The sequence below is a fragment of the Haloarcula onubensis genome (genome assembly GCF_031624605.1).
GTDB lineage: Archaea > Halobacteriota > Halobacteria > Halobacteriales > Haloarculaceae > Haloarcula > Haloarcula onubensis.
On record NZ_JAMQOS010000009.1, the window covers coordinates 56,250 to 71,177 of the forward strand.

11 protein-coding genes are annotated in these 14,928 nt (G+C 68.0%); 6 read left to right on the plus strand and 5 right to left on the minus strand.

The genetic code is table 11. The annotated features are described in order from the left end of the window. The first annotated feature begins 2 nt into the window (after positions 1-2). Both NDI86_RS21065 and NDI86_RS21070 read left to right on the plus strand, forming a co-directional pair. Positions 3-596, plus strand: coding sequence for an AsnC family transcriptional regulator (locus NDI86_RS21065; RefSeq protein WP_310902242.1), 594 nt, complete (start codon positions 3-5; stop codon positions 594-596). Positions 597-677: 81 nt separating this feature from the next. Then, entirely contained in the window at positions 678-1,661 is a 984-nt protein-coding gene (locus NDI86_RS21070; protein ID WP_310902243.1) for a ring-cleaving dioxygenase, read from the plus strand. Positions 1,662-1,679: 18 nt separating this feature from the next. Here NDI86_RS21070 and NDI86_RS21075 read toward each other — a convergent pair whose 3' ends face one another. From NDI86_RS21075 to NDI86_RS21085, 3 genes are all read right to left on the minus strand, one after another. Continuing rightward, the gene (locus NDI86_RS21075) at positions 1,680-3,518 is read right to left on the minus strand and encodes an SLC13 family permease (protein ID WP_310902244.1); all 1,839 of its coding nucleotides are present in this window, start codon (positions 3,516-3,518) and stop codon (positions 1,680-1,682) included. A 96-nt stretch (positions 3,519-3,614) separates the two neighbouring features. After that, on the minus strand, positions 3,615-3,884 hold the full coding sequence (locus NDI86_RS21080; RefSeq protein WP_310902245.1) for a DUF8028 family protein: 270 nt from the start codon (positions 3,882-3,884) through the stop codon (positions 3,615-3,617). A gap of 75 nt (positions 3,885-3,959) precedes the next feature. Further along, positions 3,960-4,394, minus strand: a complete 435-nt coding sequence (locus NDI86_RS21085) for a TRAM domain-containing protein (protein ID WP_310902246.1) — start codon at positions 4,392-4,394, stop codon at positions 3,960-3,962. A 253-nt stretch (positions 4,395-4,647) separates the two neighbouring features. On the opposite strand from NDI86_RS21085, the gene NDI86_RS21090 reads away from it, so the two are divergent. Beyond that, the gene (locus NDI86_RS21090; RefSeq protein WP_310902247.1) at positions 4,648-5,253 is read left to right on the plus strand and encodes a GAP family protein; all 606 of its coding nucleotides are present in this window, start codon (positions 4,648-4,650) and stop codon (positions 5,251-5,253) included. Here the strand turns inward: NDI86_RS21090 and NDI86_RS21095 are convergent, their stop codons facing one another. Beyond that, on the minus strand, positions 5,254-6,012 hold the full coding sequence (locus tag NDI86_RS21095; protein ID WP_310902248.1) for an SDR family oxidoreductase: 759 nt from the start codon (positions 6,010-6,012) through the stop codon (positions 5,254-5,256). Positions 6,013-6,117: 105 nt separating this feature from the next. Further along, positions 6,118-6,399, minus strand: coding sequence for a hypothetical protein (locus tag NDI86_RS21100; RefSeq protein ID WP_310902249.1), 282 nt, complete (start codon positions 6,397-6,399; stop codon positions 6,118-6,120). A 287-nt stretch (positions 6,400-6,686) separates the two neighbouring features. On the opposite strand from NDI86_RS21100, the gene malA reads away from it, so the two are divergent. The 3 genes from malA to NDI86_RS21115 all read left to right on the plus strand — a co-directional run bounded on the left by malA (position 6,687) and on the right by NDI86_RS21115 (position 14,924). Next, positions 6,687-8,678 (plus strand): alpha-amylase MalA, encoded by a 1,992-nt coding sequence (gene malA, locus NDI86_RS21105; protein WP_310902250.1) that lies wholly within the window; start codon positions 6,687-6,689, stop codon positions 8,676-8,678. A 125-nt stretch (positions 8,679-8,803) separates the two neighbouring features. Next, entirely contained in the window at positions 8,804-13,339 is a 4,536-nt protein-coding gene (locus NDI86_RS21110) for a DUF7997 domain-containing protein (protein ID WP_310902251.1), read from the plus strand. A gap of 583 nt (positions 13,340-13,922) precedes the next feature. Continuing rightward, positions 13,923-14,924 (plus strand): hypothetical protein, encoded by a 1,002-nt coding sequence (locus NDI86_RS21115; protein ID WP_310902252.1) that lies wholly within the window; start codon positions 13,923-13,925, stop codon positions 14,922-14,924. Positions 14,925-14,928: the final 4 nt, after the last annotated feature.

The window sequence follows — 14,928 nt, forward strand, 5'->3', positions numbered from 1 at the left end:
GTATGCGTGACCTCGACGACATCGACATGGAGATTCTGCAGTTGCTGCTGGCCAACGCGAGACGGCCCTACAGCGAGATAGCGGAGACGGTCGGGCTGTCGGCGCCGGCGGTCTCCGACCGGGTGGCACGCCTGGCGGAGGCCGGCGTCATCAACCGCTTCACCGTCGACATCGACCGCTCACAGCTCCGGACCGGGATTCCGGTGCTGGTCACCATCGCAGTGACGGGGCGAGAGCCCGGCGCCGTCCGGTCGACGCTGCTCGAAGCGGACGCGGTCGAACACGTGTTCACGACCGCCGAGGCCGACCTCGTGGTGTTTGCCCGCGTCCCGGACAACGACATCGCCGGGTGGCTCGGCGACACGGTGGATACTGACGCGGTGGCCGACTTCGAGGTGGAGTTGCTGGCGGACGCGGTGTGGTCGCCGGACCTCGCCGGCACGGAGTTCGCGCTCTCCTGTGCTCAGTGTGGCAACACCGTCGACAGCGAGGGGACGGCGGCCCGCATCGAGGACTCGCTCTACCAGTTCTGCTGTCCCTCCTGTGAGGCCCGCTTCACCGACAAGTACGAGCAACTGCAGGAGGGCGCGGACTGAGACCACCGCTCGTCGACCGCCGGAGGCTGGTAACATCGGTGTCAGCACGTACTCAAGTGCCACGAGCGCGTACAGGGGGACATGACAGTATCCACGCCGGGCATCCACCACGTGACCTGTATCGCGGGCGACCCACAGCGAAACATCGACTTCTGGGTCGAGACGCTTGGCCTGCGGCTCGTGAAGCGGTCGGTCAACCAGGACGACCCCGGGACCTACCACTTCTTCTTCGCCGACGCCGAGGGGACCCCCGGGACGAGCATGACCTTCTTCCCGTGGGAGAGCATGCGCCAGGGGAAGGTCGGGTCGGGGCAGGTCGCCCGCACCGCCTTCCGGGTGCCCGAGGGCAGCCTGGACTACTGGGAGGACCGCTTCGACGAGTACGGCGTCGACTACGACGAGCGCGTCGAGCGGTTCGGCGAGACCGTCCTCCCCTTCTCGGACCCCGACGGGCTGCCGGTGGAACTGGTCGAAGTCGACCTCCCCGACGACGAGCCGACCGTCCCGTGGACGGAGTTCGTTCCCGAAGCGTACGCGATTCGGGGCTTTCACTCCGTGACGCTGTGGCTTGCCGACCCCCAGCGGACCGAGGAGCTACTGTTGCAGATGGGACTGGAAGAGGTCGGCACCGAGGAAGCCGAGGGCGACACGCCGGGCGACGAGCGGACCCGCTTCGCCGCGGGCGGCCCGGTCGGCAAGTACGTCGACGTGCTTCCCACCATCGTGGGCGGCCGCCAGGGCCACGGCATCGTCCACCACGTCGCCTTCCAGACGCCGACCGACGAGGACCAGCGGGCGATGCGCGAGGTGGTCCAGTCGGCGGGGCTGCGCCCGACCCAGCAGATAAACCGCCACTGGTTCCGCTCGGTGTACGTCCGCGAGTTCGGCAACGTGCTGTTCGAGTTCGCCACGACCGACCCCGGCTACGACAGCGACGAACCGCTCGAGGAACTGGGTGAGCGACTCGTCCTCCCCGGCGAGTTCGAGGCGCGCCGCGAGGAAATCGAGGCGCAACTGACGGAGATTACGGTCCCGCGGGCGGAGGCGGCCGAGGCCGACGACTGAGCACAGCCGGGAGCACGATTACACGCCCCAGAGCGCGACGATGCCGACGGTGACGACGACCGACTGGAGCAGTTGCAAGGGCGCACCGATGCGGACGTAGTCGCCAAAGCGGTAGCCGCCGGGGCCGTAGACGAACAGGTTCGTCTGGTAGCCCACGGGGCCGAGGAAGGCCGTGCTCGCGGCGAACGTGACCGCGAGGACGAACGCGAAGGGGTTCGCGCCGATTTGCGCCGCGGAGGCCGCGGCGACGGGGATGAGCAGGACGACGCTCGCGTTGTTGCTGATGACCTCCGTGATGAGACCGGTCATGATGTAGAACAGCCAGAGGACGACGGCCGGGGGGAGCGTCCCGAACTGGACGACGATGCCCGTCGCCAGAACGGACGCGGCGCCGGTCCGCTCCAGCGCGATACCGAGCGGGATAACCCCCGCGAGCAGGAAGATGACGTCCCACTCGACGGCGTCGTACAGCTCGTTGGGTTCGAGGACGCCGGTCAGCACCATCGCGACGACGCCGCCGAGCGCGCTGATGAGCAGCGGGAGCAGTTCGGCGGTGGCGAGGCCGACCACCCCGGCCAGGATGGCGACGGCGACGGGCGCTTTCTCAGTGCGATAGTCCGGTGTCGGGGGCTCGTAGGCGACGATGAAGTCCGGCTCGCGGCTCAGCCGCGGGACCGTCTCCTCGGGGACCTCCACGAGCAGGGTGTCGCCGACCTGGAGACGGCGGCCGACGATGCGCTCTACGAGCCCCTCGCGCGGACTGCGCAGTCCCAGGACGGCCGCGCCGTACTCGTCGCGGAACCGCTCGGGACTGAGCCGCTCGCCGACCAGCCGGGAGTCGATGGCGACGACGAGTTCCGCCAGTGTGGCCCGCTCGGTGGTCTCGATGGTGTCTATCACGGGGTCGCCGCGGACGAAGTCCATACCGTCGAACGACGGCGGTTCGGCGACGACAGCCCGGTTGGTGCGGACGACGAGACTGTCGCCCGCCCGGAGCGTCACGGCCTGGCGGGGGGCGACCGTCTCCGTGTGGTCGCGGACGACTTCGACGATGTCTATCTCGGCGCCCAGTTCATCGGTCACCGTCTCGACTGACTCCCCGACGAACCGGGAGTCCGACTCCAGCGCGAGTTCGGCCACGTAGTCGCCGACGTCGTAGGTGTCGAGGAAGTCCTGGTTCGGCGGGACCCTCTCCGGCAGCAGCCGGTGGCCCACGAACAGCAGGTAAGCGCCGCCGACGAGCACGACGACGACGCCGAGCTGGGTGAACTCGAACATCGAGAACCGGTGGAGCTCGGGGTACCGGCGGCCGAGTCTGGCGCTGATGTCGCTGGCCAGGATGTTCGTCGAGGTGCCGACGAGCGTGAGCATCCCGCCGAGCTGGGAGGCATAGGACAGCGGGATGAGCAGTTTCGAGGGGGAGGTGTCCCCGCGGTTCGCCAGGTCGGTGACGACCGGCACCAGCAGGGCGACGACGGGCGTGTTGTTCAGAAAGCCCGACAGCGGGCTGGTGATACCGACGGTCGCGAGGAGCTGTCGCCGGAGGCTGGTCCCGGCGAAGTCGGTCATCCGGCGGCCCAGTTCCTGGACCACCCCGGTCCGACTGACGCCCGAACTGAGTATCAACATCGCCAGCACGGTGACGGTCGCCTCGTTGGCAAAGCCCGAGATGGCGTCCGTCGGGGAGATGGTGGTCCAGGGCTCCAGCAGTGCCAGCACGACCATCAACAGGATGGCCGTCACGTCGACCGGCATGACCTCCGTCAGAAAGAGGACGACGGCGAATCCGACGACGGCGAGGACGACGACTACGTCGACGGTGAGCCCCGACTGTGTCTGTGCCAACGGGGCCGCCATGGGGACGGAGCTTCGCCGCCGGCGGGATTAGTTAGCGGTGTGGTACCGCGGGACGGGTCGAGTGGGGGACGCTTACGGCCGGGGAACGGGTCCGGGTCAACTGCTCGGGCGATAGCTCCGGCCCAGCAGGATACAGAGGACGTTCAGCCCGACCAGCGAGGCGAAAAGCGTCGGCGCCGACGCGGCGGCCTCCGTCAGCAGTCCGCCGACGATGACGAACGGGAGGAGTATCGTCGCCCAGAACGCCGTCGCTCGGACGTACGTGGCCGCGTGTGCGACCCCGTCGAAGACGGCGATGAAGACGTCGAGCGCACCGACGGCACAGCGGCGGAGTACCGACCCCAAGGTGCCCGGTTCCGTGCCCATACAGCGAGTCCGGGCCGTAGCCCTAATAGTAAGCGGCCTGTAACCGCTGGCCGGCGGGTGGGCGGGAGGTTCGGGCTACCGGACGGTCGCCTCGCCGACTGTCTCGGCGAACGCGACGGTCTCTTTCACGTCGGTTATCTCGACCTCGACTCGGTCGCCCGGTTTGGTCCCCGGGACGATGACGATAAAGCCCCGTTCGACCTTGGCGATGCCGTCGCCCTGGTCGCCCAGCGTGTCGATGGACACCGTGCGGACCTCCCCCTCCTCGACGGGCGGGCCCTGGGTGTGTGATGGCGCCGGTTCGGGGCGGGAGACGGAGCGGTCGGTGTCGGACTCGGTCGGCTCGCTCGGTTCGTCCGCCGCGGCGAGCAAGGCGACGCGGTAGGACTCGGTCGTGTCTATCGAGCCGTTCTCGACGAGTTCGGAGGGGATAGCGACGGTGTAGCGGTCGCCCTCGTCCCGGACCGAGGTCTCGAATAGCAGCCGTAACGAATCAGATATCTGTGGCATTAGCTCGTCTACGGGCGCCAGGGCTAAATCCTACCGGAATCGGACTGTATAATTCGGCTGGCCGTCACGTCCGGAGTCGCCGGTCACCGCGGCCGCGTGTCGGACGGGACGGCAGTCGACCGGCGCCTCTCGGCCCTCGCCGCCGACCACGGCGGAGGGTCAGTGGTCGGCGGCGTGGCGAGCGCCCGAGTCAGGGCGCTCTTGCCGGCGATAAGCTGCGAGGAACGGAGTCCGAGCGGTACGACAGGTGAGTATGAGCCTGCTCACCGTCGTCCCGCTGGCGGTCGTCATGGTCGCCGGACCGCAGCTTCTGAGTGCCATCTTCCTCGCGACGAGCGAGCAGTGGCGGCGCAACTCGGCCGCTTACGTCGGCGGCGCGGCCCTCTCCATCGGTCTCGTCGTCACGCTGGCGTACTTCCTCGCCACCGGAAGCCGGTCGGCCGGCGCCTCGAACACGACGCTGACCTGGGTCGTGGTCGCGACTCTCCTCGTCGCCGCCGTCAACGTCTACCGGACTCGCGAGACGGCCGAACCGCCAGCGTGGATGGGGAAGCTGACCGGCGGGAACCCTCGCTTCGCGTTCCGGCTCGGCTTTCTGCTGTTGGGATTTTTCCCCACGGACATCCTCACCTCGGTGGCGGTCGGCACGTCGCTGTCGAGCGAGGGAGCGCCGCTTCTCGACGCGACGGGGTTCCTGCTGGTGACGCTGCTGTTTCTCTCGACGCCGTCGCTGGCGGTGCTGTCCCTCGGTGAACGCGCCGAACGGTTCCTGCCGAGGGCGCGAGACTGGATGACCGACAACGCCTGGGTAGTCAACGAGGCCGTCATCGGCATCTTCCTCGCGCTGACGCTGACGTGACTACTGAGCGGTGTAGCCGCCGTCGACGACGAGGTTGTGACCGGTGACGTAGGCCGACTCGTCGCTGGCGAGGAAGAGCGCGGCGTCGGCCACGTCCTCGGGTTGTCCGTCCCGGCGCAGCGGTATCTGCTCGTCCATCTCGCCGGCGACGTGGGTGTCCTCCGTCGTCATCGCCGTCTCGATGACGCCGGGGTTGATGGCGTTGACCCGGACGCCCTCGGGGCCGAGTTCGAGCGCGAGCGCGCGCGTGAGATTGGTGATACCGCCCTTGGAAGCGCAGTAGGCCGACGCCCCCGGATAGCCGACCAGCCCCGCGATAGAGGAGAGGTTGACGACGCTGCCGCCGTTGCCCCGCATCGCCTCGGCGGCCAGTTTGCTCCCGAAGTAGACCCCCCTGAGGTTGATGTCCATCAGCCAGTCGTAGTCCTCGGGTTCGACGGACTCGATGGGCTGGTTCGCCCGGAACACGCCGGCGTTGTTCACCATCACGTCGAGGCCCCCGAACGTCTCGGTCGCGGTCGCGACAGCCTCGGCGATGTCGTCGACGACCGAGACATCGGTCTCGACGAACGTCGCACGCTGGTCGGTCTCGGCTTCGACGCGCTCGTGGGTCAGTTTGCCGCCTTCGCGTGGCTCCTCGCGGACGTCCGCGACGACGACGTCTGCCCCCTCCCTGGCGAAGCGCATCGCGATAGCACGGCCGATGCCGGAGGAGGCCCCCGTGACGAGTGCCGTCTCGTCGGCTAATCTGTCAGTCATTTGAATTTCCGTGCGGTACGTCGTGTCGGGGCGGCTTAACGGTTGACCAGGAGCCCTACGGGAGAAGAGATGACTCGGGTCGCGTCGGGACTCCCCACGCCGCGCTCAGTCGGTCGCGTCGAGTGCGGCCGCGACGGCTTCGAGCTGTGCCTTGCGGAACGGCCGCTGGGCCTCGGCGGGGTCGTCGGTGTCGCGTTCGCCGATTGCATAGAGGATACCGGCCCGCATCTCGGGTTTGGGCGGCAGGCGGTTCGTGTCGATATCGTAGCCGACGGCCTCGCAGATAGCGGCCAGCGCTTCCTTGGTGAACGCTGTCGACTCGACGCGCTCGTATCGTCCGACGGCGGTGCGGATGTCGTTTCTGAGTTCGTCCACGGTCGGGGACATGGGTTGTGGGGCGGCGCCGTCGGAGGTGTGGCTTTCGGTTCGGTCGCCGACGAGCGGGCCGAGACAGGAGCCGGCGTGTGCGGACTGGGTGGGTGTCGTGGCACGGCCTGCGACTGCAGGCAGTATGGTTGCCAAACTGACCTGTAACGGGAGGTTTCACGGCGGCCGACGCGGTCGATTGGGGCGAATTGCGGGACTCCGGCCCGATTACGCACCAGAAATTAATCATGTAGGAGGCGAGCGGTCACCGCAAGGCCCAAGACACTCCTAATCGCAGGGAAATATATATGCATCACCCTGGACCGCCACGGTTCGTGGCCGCCGGTGACGAGATAGAGCTCGCACCGCGCGACCCCGACCCGTCGGCAAGCTACAGGTGGCAGCTCGTACAGACCCCCGAAGACTCCGACGCGACCGTCGGTGACGACCCGGTCGAACATCTGGTGCCGGACGTCCCCGGTACCTACGTCGCGGAGTTGACCGCACCCGACGGGACCCACCGCCTCACCGTCCGGGCGTTCCCGAGCGCGCTCTCGCCGGCCGGCGCATACGGCGCCTCCGGCATCTCCGGTCGTCGGAGCGGACAGGTAAGCGGCAGCGTCTCTGGCGGCGTCAGCGGCGGCCGGAGCGGCTCCGGCAGCTACGGCGAACTCGGCACGCGAGAGAAGGGCGAGGGCGGCCGGCCACGGCTGACCCTGACCCCGGTCGTCGAGGACGACGACGCCGTCGTCGAGGCCGACCCACAACCGCACCCGAACGCGACCGAGACGGTCGAGGACCTGGAGGTCGAGTTCCTGCTGGACGACCGCGACGACGTCGACCCGAGCGCCGTGACCGTCAGCGACCGCGAACTGCGGGTGCCAGTCGACGCGCTCGGCGACCGACTGCGCGTCCACGCGGTCGCCGTCGGCGAGGACGGCTACAGCGTCGCCGACGCCGCGGAGTTCGAGCGCGAGGAGGTCGCGACCGACGGCGGCACGGCCGTCCAGACCGGCCAGACCGTCACGACGAACCAGCCCTACCACCCACCCGAATGGGCCGAAGAGTCGGTCATCTACGAGATTTACATCCGCACCTTCGGCGGCGAGGAGGGCGAGGCGTTCGACGCCATCCGTTCCCGCCTCGACTACATCGAGTCGCTCGGGGTTGACACCATCTGGCTCACGCCGGTGCTCCAGAACGACCACGCGCCACACGGCTACAACATCGTGGACTTCCTCTCCATCGCCGACGACCTCGGGAGCAGGGACGACTACGAGCGGTTCATCGACGCCGCCCACGAACGGGGCATCAAGGTCCTCTTTGACCTCGTCTGTAACCACTCCGCTCGCACGCACCCGTACTTCCAGGCCGCGGTCAACGACAAGGAAAGCGAGTACCGCGACTGGTACGAGTGGCGCGGCGACACCGAGCCCGAGACGTACTTCGAGTGGGAACACATCGCGAACTTCAACTTCGACCACCTGCCGGTGCGCCGGCACCTGCTCGACGCCGTCGAGAAGTGGCAACCCCTCGTCGACGGGTTCCGCTGTGACATGGCGTGGGCCGTCCCGAACAACTTCTGGCGGGAGATTCACGACTACTGCAACGAGGCCGACCACGACTTCCTCCTCCTGGACGAGACCATCCCCTACATCGCGGACTTCCAGGCCGGCCTCTTCGATATGCACTTTGACTCGACGCTGTATTTCTCCCTGCGCCAGGTCGGCGGCGGCGAGGACGCCGAGATGGTGCTCGACGCCATCGACGAACGCGGCGAGGCCGGCTTCCCCGACCACGCCTCGTTCATGGTGTACGCCGAGAACCACGACGAGACCCGGTACATCGTCGACTACGGCAAGGAGGCTGCCAAGGCCGCGGCGGCGTCGACGTTTACCCTGCCGGGCGCGCCGATGGTGTACGCCGGACAGGAGTTCGGCCAGCGCGGTCGCCGCGACGACCTGGCGTGGGACCACGCCGACGACGACCTGCGCGAGTACTTCAGTTCGCTGGCCGACGTGCGAAAGCACACCCCGGCGCTGTCGGCCGACGGCGAGTTACAGCGGGTCGACTACGCCGTCGAGGACGGCTGGGACGACCGCGTGGTCGCCTACGCCCGCGTGACCGAGGAGGAAGCCGTCGTCGTCGCCCTCAACTTCGGCGAGGAGGCCGCGACGGTGTCGGTCCCCGAGGAAGCGGCCGACCACGACCTCATCGCGGACGAAGACGTCGGCGCCGATGGCGGGGCCGTCACGGTCGACAGCGCGGTCGTGCTGCCCGCCGACAGCCTCGTGCAGTGACCCAAACGAGGCGACAGTAACGAACCGATATCGGCCGTAGGAGGTCGAAAACACGCCTCCACGGCCGTTTTGCAACATTGCGCGAAATCGTAGGGGTTTATTGAGAGCGTTGTCTTGTGGTAGCTATGCGACTTACGACAGCGCTCAACGAGTACAAGAAAGCTCGTGGCGAGCGCTTCCCCGAGGAGAGCAAGACCGTCGCTGGCTCGTTCTCGGGGCATGGGGACCGTCTGGTGCATATTGGCGAACACGGTTCGTTGCGGGACTACTCAGATTCGCTGTCCGGACTGTACGGTATCGACCGCTCCCAGCTGGGTATCCAGATAGGGGACGAGACGCGGTGGTTCAGCGACTTAGAGACCATCAGGCAACACTACTACCGCGACACTCGCCTGGTGGAGACCGAGTACGACGCGGGCAGTTTCACCGTCCACCAGTACGACCTGACGCTCGGGCGGGCACACGCGACACACGTCGAGGTCCGCGGGACCGTCCCGCAGGGGGCGAAGCTCGTCGCCTTCGTGACGATGGCGCCCGAGGGGAAAGACACCGGCGTCGGCGCCCTCATCCACGAGGACGGCGGCCCGGACAACGCCCGGGTCCTCGAGGTCTACCACCGCCAGGAACACGACTACATCACCGCCTCGACCGGCCTGGACGAGGTCCACGGGCAGCGGCCCGAGCGGCTCGGCGAGATTCTCGACGGCGAGCCCGTCTACTTCCCGCGCCGGCGCGGCACCGAGCGGCGCGACCAGACCCGCCTCACCGGTGACTTCGTCGTCACCGCCCCGCTCGAACGGGTCGGGCGCTCCAACAGCACGACGCTCATCACGCAACTGTCCGACCACACCGAGGTCGACCGCCAGCAGGCGATGGCCGACGTCAGCGTCTGTGCGGAGTCACACTCGACCGCGTCGGACCTGCGGGAGTCGGCCCGCGAGCGGACCCGTATCCAGGTGGACGACTCGCTACCGCGTGCTGCGAGCGTCCGGAAGGACCTGCGCGTGATGGACCTGCTGTCCTCGCCCTCCGGCGGGCGCATCGCCGCCCCCGAGTTCGACCCGTTCTACGAGAACTCCGGCGGCTACGGCTTCGTCTGGTTCCGCGACGACGCCTCCGTCTCGCGACACCTGCTGGAGGCCAGCGACCGCCTCGACATCGAGACAGACGACATCTTAGAGGAGAGCGCAGAGTTCCTCTGTAACCGCCAGCTCGCCGACGGTACCTGGCCCCACCGCGTGTGGGCGACCGACGGCTCGCTCGCGCCGGGGTGGGCCAACGCGAACGTCGAGCACAACGACGAGTCGCCCGAGTATCAGGGCGACCAGACCGCCACCGTCACCGCCTTCCTCGCGACGCTGCTTCGCACCCGTCACGGTCGGCTCAGCGACTCCCTGACCGTCCAGATACGAGACACCATCGTCGAAGCGGTCGACGCCCTCTCCCGGGACGTGGCCGACAACGGGCTCCCCTCGGAGTGTCAGAACGTCTGGGAGGACTCCGTCGGGCAGTTCGCCCACACCGCCGCGGCCTACATCGAGGCGTTCTCGGCGGTCGCGCGGGCGCCCATGACCAACCAGATAAAGGAGCGCAGCCGCCACGGCGCCGAGCGCGTCATGGACGGGCTGGAAGAGCTCTGGGACGAGGAGATGGAGGTGTTCGTGATGCGCCTGACCGACGGCGAGAAGGACCACCGCATCGACGCCGCGGCGCTGAAGCTCACGGACGCCTTCCGCCAGTACGACGCCGTCGAGGACACCGAACTCTCCGACGACGAGGTCCAGCGGCTGGCCGACCACGTCAGTACGACGCTCGACACCCTGTTCCGGAACCCGCCACACAGCCAGGTCGCGGGCCTCATCCGCTACGAGGGCGACCGCTGGCGGATGCAGGAACAGGACGGCGAGAAGATATGGTCCGTGACGACCGGTATCGGCGCGGTGTCGGCCGCCCAGGTCGGCGTCATGCTCAACGAGCGCGGCGAGAACGGCGACGCCTACCTGAATCGCAGTTCGGACCTCTACGAACTCATCGCCGACGACGGTCCGATGGCGACCGAGGCCGGCTACCTGGCCGAGCAGGCGTTCGACTCGGGCGAACTCGACAGCGCGACGCCGCTTGGCTGGTCACACGCCATCCGACTCCACGCCACGGCGCTGCTCGACGACCTCAAGGCCCTGCCGACGACCTCGACCACGACCGAAGGGCCCGACGAGATGCCGACCTGGACCACCGGGGAGAAGTTCGGCATCGGGACCGTCGCCGACCACGACGCGGCCGACCCCTCGCGCGTCTGGTTCACGCTGACGCGGGGCGCGCTGACCGAGGCGCGGTTCCCGCAGGTCGACCTGTTGAACCTGCGGACGCTGGATTTCATCGTCCGGTGTAACGACGACTCCGACTACGCGGTCCGGACCCACCGGGAGGACCGGCGCAACACCGACACCATCGAGCGGCGCGTCGAACCGGCCGACGACGAGGCACTGCTCTTCCGTCACATCTTCACGGAGACCGGCGACGGCCAGGGCCACGCCTGGGAGCTGACCGTCGACTACGCGGCCGACCCGAACCACGACGCCATCCTCGCGAGCGTCGAGTTCACCGCCGAGGACGACCACAGCTACGACATCTTCTCGGCCGCGAACATCGCGCTGACGAGCACGAACGGCGTCGACCGCGGGCTCCGCTACGGTGAGGCCGAGAACTACCACCTCGTCGCCAGGAATCCCGAGGCGTACACCGCCGAGACCCACAACGAGCTACTGGTCGACGAGAACGGCGACGCCCTCTCGGTCGCGATGGCGATGGCCGCGGAGAGCCGCTTCGACTGGGCGACCGTCGGCGCCGCGGGCAGCGAGCGGCTGAACGCGCTGTACACGCAGGGCGAACTGCCCGAACCCGTCGAGTCGGTCGACGGGGAGAACATCGTCCTCATCGGCCGCCTGGGCACCGGCGCGACCGCACAGGAGACCATCGCGCTCGGCTTCGCCCGGCGGGCCGACACCGCCGCCGCGCTGGGCGAGGCCGACGGGGCGCTCGACCGCGGGTACGAGACCGTCGAGAAGGCCTACACCGAGAGCTGGGTCGACTACCTCGCGGACAAGGAACTGCCCGACTCGGTCCAGGGCCACCCTAACCTGGCAAACCAGTATCGCACCGCCATCATGACGCTGATGGCCGTCGAGGACAAGACCTACCACGGCGCCTCCATCGCCTCGCCCTCGGTACCGTGGGGCGACGCGGTGTACGCCGGCGAGCCGAAGAACTACGGCTACAACTTCGTCTGGTCGCGTGACCTCTACCAGGTCTTCACCGCCTTCGACACCGTCGGGTCGCTCGACATCGCGGCCCAGCAACTGGAGTACATCTACGAGTACCAGCAGGACGAGGCCGGCTTCATCCCGCAGAACACCTACGTCAACGGGACGACCCGCTGGGGCGGCGAGCAGATGGACAACATCTCCTACCCGCAGGTGATGGCCTACCACCTCGCCGAGGACGGCATCAGCTTCGACGACGTGAGCTACAGCTACGAGAACCTGCGCCGGTCGGCCGACTACGTCGCTCGCAACGGACCCGAGACGGCCCAGGAGCGCTGGGAGGAGGAGGCCGGCTTCTCGCCCTCGTCCATCGCCGCCGAGATATCCGGACTGGCCTGTGCGGCCAAGCTCGCGCTGGACGAGGGCCACGAGGCCGACGCGCTGGTCTGGCTCTCGCTGGCCGACCACTGGGCCAACAACGTCGAGGACTGGACGGCCACCGAGACGGGGACCGACCAGCACCAGAACACGCCCTACTACACCCGCGTCACGCGGGACGGCAACCCCGAGGCCGGCCACCTGCGGACGCTGGCCAACAACGGGCCGACGCTGGACGAGCGCAACATCATCGACGGCGGCTTCCTCGACCTCGTGCGGCTGGGTATCAAGCCGGCCGACGACGAGGTGATGCAAAACAGCGTCGTCGAGGTCGACGAGACCATCCGCGTCGACGTGGAGGACAACCCCGGCTTCTACCGCTACAACGGCGACGGCTACGGCGAGCGGGGCCGCGAGGACCCCGGTGCGCCGTGGTCCGTCGAACACAAGGGGAAAGGGCGCCTCTGGCCCCTGCTGACCGGCGAGCGCGGGGAGTACGAACTGCGCCTGGACGACCCCGCCATCGAGCCCGAGACCTGTCTGCGGGCGATGGAACGCTTTGCCAACTCCGGCCGGATGATTCCCGAGCAGGTGTGGGACCGCGAGCACGAGACCGACTACAACTGGGAGTTCGGCCAGGGGACCGGCGGCGCGACGCCGCTGGCCTGGGCGATGGCCCAGTACATCCGGCTCGCTCACTGCATCAGCGCGGACACGCCGATCGAGACGCCCGAGTTCGTCCACGAGCGCTACCGCGAGAAGGCGCTGAACGAACCGAGTCGCAGCCCCGCGCTGCGCGTGGACACCCAGTTCCGCGGGAACGAACTCGTCGTCTCCGGCGAGACCACCGGCGTGAAGGTGGTCATCAAGACGCCCGTCGAGAGCGTCATCGTCGACGTCGACGACGGCGAGTTCGAGGAGGCACTGGCCGTCGAACCCGGCGAGAACCAGATTATCGTCGCCGCAGCGGACAAGGCCGACCTCGAGGCCGCCGGTACCACCGTCTGGCGGATGAGCCTGTAGCCCGGCGACCGAATCGGTTCGGCGGCAGACCGCCGTCCGGTCGGTGGGATGCCTAGTTTTCTCCGTCGGTCGCTCCGTGTCCCCCACCCGCTACGGCCGGGCCGTCGACGACGGCTCGTTCGTCGCCACGCGACAGTGGAGAAGGGACCTTCGGATAGCGCGCAGAGTTTTCGCGACGGCGGGCTCCGAGGGTGTCAGTCCAAGTGGGTTCCAGTGACGACCGGTCCGGAGCGCCACGTGTCGAGTCGTCCAGAGATGTATAAGAAAACCGAAATGTGTCGGCGCTGTGACAGCGATTGTAAGCACGGCGACCAGTCGCGCCAGCGGCGAATCCGCGCGTCGGGGCCGCGCGTCTCCTAACCTCGCTGATACCTACCGAATCCCCCGAGTAAGCTTCTCCTACGGGCCGATATTGGCCCATTCGGCGCTCGTGTTATGCATACAACACTTGTCGAAAACTGAGACAGTTGGTACGTAATCATGGTGTTATCTACACCTGTTGAGGTGCAACTCAGGTAACGTGGGCCTCTCCGGGCAGCAACTGGTCAGAAATGCTATTTGTATAGCCCGGTCCTACCGCGATATGGCACGAGATGATACCGGTGGCGGTGCGGGTAACGAACACCATACCAGTCGGCGGGCCGTGCTGCGGGCAGCGGGGGCCGCGACGCTGGCGCTGGGCGCGGGCGGCGTGGCTTCGGCCCAGTCGGACACGACGGTCGTCAACCTCGGTAAGGAGGGCTTAACCGACGGTGACGCCATCGATTCGTATCTGGACACCCACCTCGCGGACGGCGTGGAGGTCCGAATTCCGGCCGGGACCTACACGTACACCGGCGAGGGGCTAAACGGGAAGTACGCGGACGCGGCAGTGGTCGGCTCAGCCGACGGCGTCAAGTTCCGCCGACCGAAAGACCCCGAGAAGAAAGTCGCCCCCAAAATCGTGGCCAAGCGCGGGACCGTCCGCATCGAGAATATCACGGTGAAAGGCGCCAGCGGACAGGCCCGGTCTCGCTGGCGCGTCGGCGCGGCCGCCGACGCGAGCGTCCACCTGCTGAACGTGAACTTCCCGGACGGCGCTGTGAAGAAGTCGTCCTCGATGGGCGTCTACGCGAAGAAGAACCACGCGGGCCTGCTGTGGGTCAAGGGCTGTCACTTCGCGAAGTTCGCGGACGTGGCCCTGCACGTCTCCGACCCGGCCGGGTCGGGCGACGGGCGCGTCGTCGTCGATGACTGTAGCTTCGTGAACACGGGGACGGCCGCCGTCAGCGCCGCGCCCGACAACAGCGCGGTGCGGGGCTGTTACTTCGAGGCGACCGAGTCCGCGCCCGCCGGCAGTGACGGGAACAGCCAGCACGGCGTGCAGGTGCCCGTCCCCGGCGGGGACCTTTCCGTCGCGGACTGTGACTTCAACTGGGCCGGGCCCGGGACGAGCGTCGTCGACTTCGCCGGCGGCGGCGAGGGCGGCAGCGGCGCGCTCTCGGACCTCCGCGTGGGCTACGGCGACCAGAAGTCCCTCTTCACGACCGGCTGGGACATCGAGGCGGGCTGGACAGGCGAGGCAATCAACGTGAGCGAGGCCTAAGACA